This window comes from Paraburkholderia phymatum (genome assembly GCF_040965635.1).
Classification (GTDB): domain Bacteria; phylum Pseudomonadota; class Gammaproteobacteria; order Burkholderiales; family Burkholderiaceae; genus Paraburkholderia; species Paraburkholderia phymatum_B.
In genome coordinates this window covers 147,354-153,753 of sequence record NZ_JBFRCH010000017.1, presented here as the reverse complement: position 1 = coordinate 153,753, position 6,400 = coordinate 147,354, and the positions used below count along the sequence as shown (strand labels likewise).

The 6,400-nt window shown below is 60.2% G+C and carries 4 protein-coding genes and 1 pseudogene; 1 reads left to right on the top strand and 4 read right to left on the bottom strand.

Annotated elements, in window-relative coordinates:
* Positions 1 to 149, top strand: a pseudogene (locus tag AB4Y32_RS25495) (Crp/Fnr family transcriptional regulator); the annotation flags it as partial.
* A gap of 160 nt (positions 150 to 309) precedes the next feature.
* On the opposite strand, the gene AB4Y32_RS25490 reads toward AB4Y32_RS25495, so the two are convergent.
* The 4 genes from AB4Y32_RS25490 to AB4Y32_RS25475 form a co-directional block, all read right to left on the bottom strand.
* Entirely contained in the window at positions 310 to 2,415 is a 2,106-nt protein-coding gene (locus tag AB4Y32_RS25490; protein WP_368724006.1) for an acyltransferase family protein, read from the bottom strand.
* A gap of 680 nt (positions 2,416 to 3,095) precedes the next feature.
* Positions 3,096 to 4,199: a glycosyltransferase gene (locus AB4Y32_RS25485; RefSeq protein ID WP_368724005.1), complete on the bottom strand. Its 1,104-nt coding sequence runs from the start codon at positions 4,197 to 4,199 to the stop codon at positions 3,096 to 3,098.
* A 26-nt stretch (positions 4,200 to 4,225) separates the two neighbouring features.
* A complete protein-coding gene (locus AB4Y32_RS25480; protein WP_368724004.1) occupies positions 4,226 to 5,371 on the bottom strand; it encodes a DegT/DnrJ/EryC1/StrS family aminotransferase in 1,146 nt (381 codons plus the stop codon).
* Between the two features lie 131 nt (positions 5,372 to 5,502).
* The gene (locus AB4Y32_RS25475) at positions 5,503 to 6,369 is read right to left on the bottom strand and encodes a glycosyltransferase family 2 protein (RefSeq protein WP_368724003.1); all 867 of its coding nucleotides are present in this window, start codon (positions 6,367 to 6,369) and stop codon (positions 5,503 to 5,505) included.
* Between the last annotated feature and the right edge of the window lie 31 nt (positions 6,370 to 6,400).

Here is a 6,400-nt window from a genome sequence, read left to right as displayed (position 1 = left end):
GCGACGGCCTCATCCATCACAGCCGCGGGCACATCCGCATCCTCGACCGCAAAGGCCTCGAATCCCGCGCATGCGAATGCTACTCCATCATCAGCCGCGAATTCACCCGCCTCTTCCCCGATATCAGCGAGTGCGAAGCGACGCACTGAAAAACACGTCCATCGTCACACGCTGCCGCTCATGCCCGACAAGCGTCGAGCATGAGCGTTGCGCATCGCTTGCGACCTTCCCATCTGTCGAACAAGATTGAACTGCGGATCTGTCCAGCGACCCGCAGCCGACGCCCGCGCCCCGAAGCCCCGCTCACACTCAGCTCTTGCGCCCCGCATCCATCAGCTTGCCGACGAACTGCTCGAAGCTCGGAAACAGAAGCCTGTTTGCGTAGCCGCTGATGTGATCGCCATCGAAAAACAGCGGCCGGCCGCCCGCGTGCGCCGAGCACACGGCATCCGGGCACAGCGCCGGCAACGGGTCCCATACGCTGACGTCAGGGACGAGACGGGCGATATCCGCGTATGAGTCGAGCACGGGTGAGCGCAAGGCTTCAAGCTCGGTCCTGGCGATACGGTCGCCGTCCGAGCAGATCGGATTGCCGCGGTTGAACCAGTCGGAGCAGCGGAACGGCTGACTCCGGAACACGGGCGTCGGCGCTTCCAGTACGACCTTCGCGCCTTTGGCCGCGAGCTTCCGGAGGATCGGCACGGCCTCTCGAACGCCCTGCTGCCGGCTTTCGACCGCCTGTGGACCGAACATGTCTTTCCAGGTGCTCGCGTCGTCGAAACGTGCAAACTCGTCCGAGAACCGCGGCAACCGCAACGATGGCATGAACACCACGTCGCCGCGGCCGACCTCCGCGGTGATTTGCGCGATTGCCGCGTCACTTAGCCGTTTGCAGCGCACGAAATCGTCGTGCTCGCGCGGCCGCAAGCCGATAAACGGACAGCCCCCGTTGTTGTACGCGAAGACCTTCACGCCCGTTTCCAGGGCGAACTCGCGCAGCATCATGCTGTATGCCATCGCGTGCGAGTCACCAATCACATACAGTCGTCCCCGATGACTCGGGGCGATCTCACACCCCGAACGCGAATAGATCCACAGCAGCCCTCCTTCGACCTGGGTCGAATCCCATGTACCCCGACACCCCGCAGAGCTCGCCTCGATGGGCCGGTATGCATACCAGTCGTATGCACGATGCGAAACCACGCTCAGCGACAACTGCGGCTGAGCAGCATGAATGCCGAGCGACAACAGCGCCCCGCACATCAGCGCACCCGCGCCCGCTCCCACGACGAACGGACGCCGCATGTTCTTCAGGATCAGCGAGCGACGCACGGGGTTCTCGACGTAGTACCACGACGCCGTCGCCAGCACGAATGTCACGACGAACGCCACGATGCGCCATATGGGAGCATCCAGCCCCGTGGTCCACCGCAGCAGCACGATCACAGGCCAGTGCCATAGGTAGAGCGAATACGACACCTTGCCAATAAAGGTCGCGACGGGCGAGATCAGCAGCCTGTGCAGAAAACCTTCCGGCGCCCTTCCGTGCAGCGCGTACAGAATGCCAAGCGTGCCCGTCACCGGCAGCAGCGGACCCGGGAAAGGAAACGAATCCGGCCTCGAGGTCGCAAAGCATGCCGCCAGAAGAACGAACGAGCCGGCAAGCACCGACTGCGAACGCAGCGTACGGTCACGGTCGATTACCCCGAGCGGGTGCTTCGCAAGCGCGAGTATCTGATAGAGCAGAATGCCCGACGCCAGCTCCCAGAAGCGTCCCGGGATCATGTAAAAGTCGAGCGTCTCGTTTCTCGTCGAAAGCCACCAGCCGTTCAGCAGCGACAAGACGAAACCACCAGCAAACAAGACGACGCATAGCTTCCTTCTGGGCCGTTTGCTGACCCACAAGAAGAAAAGCAACGGAAATAGCAGATAAAACTGCTCTTCTACGCCGAGCGACCAGGTATGCAGGTACGGATTGAAATCGACACGCGGGGAAAAATAGTCGTTGCCGGTCCTGACAAGAATCAGATTGCTCAATCCGAAGAAAGCAAAGAGGCCTGTTTTCGTGTTGGTGTCGCTCAACCACGCGGCCGGAATGAACAACGCGGACCATAACGCGGTGATCACCAGACAAACCACGAGCGCAGGTACGATCCGCTGCACTCGGCGCGAATAGAAATAAAGCACGAAGCTTAAGAACTGCATCGACTCGAGATCGCCAACCGATGCACTCACAACAAATCCGGAAATCACGAAAAAGATATCGACACCAGCAAATCCGCCGGGCAGCCACGGCGTGTGCAGGTGATACACGATGACAGACAGCACTGCAATCGCGCGCAAGCCGTCGATATATGCGGCGTGCGCCGGACGTTTCAGTCGCTCCGTGCTGATCTCGTGACAGCGTGGATTCATGTTGCGAGCTATCCGCCCCGTTATGTTGTGTGGTCCAGGCACAGGCCCGCGCTCGTTTCTGATGCTTTCACGTGGCCATCGGGAACCGGCGGCCGCCTTTTAGATGATTTCAATAGTGCGTTGCCGGCTCCGTCCATCCTGGCCATTCGCCCGTCCTGAACGGTCAGAAGCGCGTCTGTAAGCCAAAAGGCGGTGTGACACCGTACAAACGTCACCTTCGAGAATGGCAACTGAAAGCCGATATGACTTCGCCTGTCCGGCCCTGGCAGAAATGCGAACTCGCGTCCGATTCCTAACGAGAGGCGAGCATGTGCCACGCGGAGTCGTACTGTCTGATGCACGCTGATCGCCGACTGACATTGGCGAGTTGGGCCGGTGCATCACAGGCATCGCAGGCCATCCATTTTCTCTTCGATTGCCTGGCTCGCTGGGAGAATCGCGCGCTTGCCTTCGAACGGTGAGCCGCGATTCTGGAAGAGGTTTGCGAAGTGGCCTCGAGACCGCACGAAGGCGCCGCACGGACGGGCGCATAAAAGTATCGCGCGCTCGCGCGTTTCTACCGCGAGCGCGTCGAGCTATACAACGGCGCCACGGGGCCGCGACTCGATCGTCCCGGCGTGGCCGACTTACCGGCGATCATCGGTAGGCCGACCGGGACGCAGGCTCTGCACGGCATGTCATCATCTGTCTGTCCGGGCGCCGACGACATCGCGGAAGAATTCGCGGTAGGACTGTCTGCATGCCTGCCAGCCGAACGCCTCGATCACCCGGTGTCGAGTCGCTCGCCCCTCGACGAGATCAGGCCATTTTTGCGCGACTTCCCGAACCAGATCGGGCACCTGCTCGATCCGGTCGAACAGGAATACGTTCTCGAATCGCTGCGCGGCCCAGACCATGAACGGCACCGAGCGCGCAATCAACACAGGTACCCGACCGATAGCCTCGAAGAAAGCGCCGCTCACCAGCATTGAATCAGCGGCGTGGGGCAGAATGAGCACATCGGCTCCACAGACCTTGTCCTCGAACTCGCCATTGCTCAGAAAACGCGCGTCGATCGTGACCGTGTTCGACATTGCCCGCTCGCGCACAATCGAATGCAACGTATCGACGTAAGTCGCGTCGCCCCTTCCGGCGATTTCGAGTATCTGTTCCTCGGGCCACACCCGGAGAAGCGCCGCGACATCCTTGTAAGGCTCGATGGTTCCAAGCAACGCGAAAGACGGTGCGGCGCGCCTTCGCGACGCCAGCGCCGAAGTTCGCCCTGGTGCGTCCCAGTACAGCGGGTGAGGAAGATAGCGCGCTTCATATTTCGCTTCGAAATCGGGGGCGTGCACGACGCGATGATCCGCGAGCCGGCGCACGAGCGACATCAACCGTACTGAGAATGCTCGCACCTTGCCGCGCGCGTTATGGACTGCATGGTCGTGAACAAAATAAACGACCTGAGCCCGACCGACAGCCATGATCAGGCAATAGAACAGAAAGACGAGTACACCCCTGGGAGAGAGCGATACCTTGCCGCCGCCACTGGTGAATGCGCGCAATTCGATCCAGTGAAACACGAGCACAGTGGTGGGACGAAACAGGTCGACGAAGCCGCCCCGCAGCATGCCTTTGGCCGAGAGAGGCTGCACGTCGTAGCCGATATCGACAAGCAACTCCTTCAAGAGATCGATATAGGCGTTCGTCGTGTTCGTGAACGGCGAGAGCAGGATGCGCCGCCCCCTTGCCGGCATGCTCGTGCCGGTCGTCTCGCCGTCCCGCATGGGCTCCGTCGTGGACATGTGCAGGCACGCCGCGGCGATGGACGTCAGGCTTGCAACGTCGCGGCACCCGCGAGCGCCACGATGATATCGACGATACGCTCCTGCACTTGTGCTTCGAGCATCGAGAAGATCGGCAAGCACAAAACCTGATCTGCAATGGTGCACGCCACAGGAAGATTGTCCCGATTCGCCGAAGGCAGACGGCGATAGTCGACGAACTCGCTTATCAATGGATAAAAGTACTTTCGCACTGCAATCTGCCTCGCACGCAGTTCTTCATACAGGGCATCCCGACTGAGCGGAAATTCGGGCGTGACAAGTATTGGGAAGTACGCAAAATTGCGGGTATTGATCGCGTCGATCTCAAGAAGGCGCAGCCCCCGTATTTCGCCGAGTGCTTCCCGGTATCGCCGGTCGACGCCCGCTCGCGCCTCTTGAGCGCGTTCCACGTGCCTCAACTGGAGCAGGCCGAACGCCGCCTGCACTTCATTCATCTTTCCGTTCAGGCCGGGGGCGACGACCGTCACTTCGTCCTCGATACCGAAGTTCTTCAGCCGGTCGATGCGACGCTTCATTTCCGCATCCCGGCAGATGATCGCTCCGCCTTCGAACGTGTGAAATATCTTCGTGCCGTGGAAGCTGAGTACCGACATGTCGCCGAAACTCAGAATCGATCGCCCGTTCCTTCGCACGCCAAACGCATGCGCGGCATCGTAAATGACGCGCAAGCCATAGGTATCGGCGATCTTCTCGATTTTCTCGACTTCGCACGGATTGCCGTACACATGCACGGGCAAGATGGCACGCGTTTGCGGTGTAATCGCGGCTTCGATCCTCGACGGATCGAGGTTCATGCTCACGGGATCGATATCGACGAATACAGGCTTTACGCCATTCCAGTGGATTGCATGCGTCGTGGCAACGAAAGAATAAGGCGTGGTGATCACTTCACCCGTGATGTTGAGCGCCTGCAACGCGGTAACGAGCGCAATCGTGCCATTCGAGAACAGGCACAGATGCTCGACGCCTAAATGCTCACATAGCGCGTCTTCGAGCTGGCGATGAAACGGGCCGCCGTTCGTCACCCAACGGTTCAACCAGATCTGCTCGAGATATGGCATGAACTCGGCAAGCGGCGGGAGGTACGGTTGCGTTACTGGCACAACGGCAGCCTTCATATCGTTCATCATGATCTTCTCGCTCTATCCGGTTTGCCCAGGCAACGCTCATCCCAAAGAGAAATGACGCGTCCCACCAACCACACTTTCGCTGCGCGCCTCGCCACTGCTTGCCATCGACAGCCCGATGCCCATGGCTTTCGTCACATCTTCAGAATGCGTTGCGGGTGACTCGTACCCGTCAGAAGGTCCGCGAAGGCCAGCAGGTTTCCCCAGAGGCGCCCGCGATAGTCGAACAGGGGATCGCGACGCAAGCTATGAAACAGATTCGACAGGATGTGACGACTAATGAATACGCACGCTGTCTTGCGCGCCATCGTGTTCTTCTTCACGAGAAAGACGGGATTGGCAATCTGCGAATAGCCAAGGCGCACCCCTGAAATGCGCCCCTTCTTTATGCCGAGATGCACGCCGCGGCATGCCGGCTCGTAGACGAACTTGCCGAAACGCTGCGCCTGCGAGGTGTAATCCTGGTCCTCCTGCCATCCATATAGCGGCAACGCTTCTTCGAACCGGCATACTCGTGCGACGCGATCGACGAATGCCATGTTGCAGCCGTAGGCGGAGGAGATCTCCCTGCGCTCCGTGCCCGACGCCCAATGCTCAAGCGGCGCCAGGGCCCCGCTCAAATACCTGAGCGCGTCGGCCTCGCAAACACCCGCTGTTTTCACGCCGTCCGCGAGAATCTGACCCGTCACGCCGATCACATTCGGGTCTTGCGACAACAGCGTCTCGCAGCTTGACAGCCATTCTTCATGCGGCCGGAAGTCGTCGTCGAAGAACGTCAGGAACCATGGCTCGCCGGCGTTCGCCCGATCGACTTCGCGCAGCAATGCAGTCACGCCGTAGTTGCGCTGCGCGGTCAGTCCCGCCGTCTCCGAGATGAGCAGGAACACGGGCAAGGCATCGCACATTGGATGTGTGTCGAGCCCTGCTATGTCCGACTCTCCCGCGCCGACCACATAGACGGCATCGGGACGGCGAACCTGGCCCAGAAGATAGTCGAACAATGTGGCCGTCTCCGCAGCTCGGCCTCGCGTG

What these genes read in the sequence shown, in the direction of transcription:
- AB4Y32_RS25485 (WP_368724005.1), bottom strand. Translation starts at nt 4,199, where the DNA reads ATGTCCACGACGGAGCCCATGCGGGACGGCGAGACGACCGGCACGAGC.
- AB4Y32_RS25480 (WP_368724004.1), bottom strand. Translation starts at nt 5,371, where the DNA reads ATGATGAACGATATGAAGGCTGCCGTTGTGCCAGTAACGCAACCGTAC.
- AB4Y32_RS25490 (WP_368724006.1), bottom strand. Translation starts at nt 2,415, where the DNA reads ATGAATCCACGCTGTCACGAGATCAGCACGGAGCGACTGAAACGTCCG.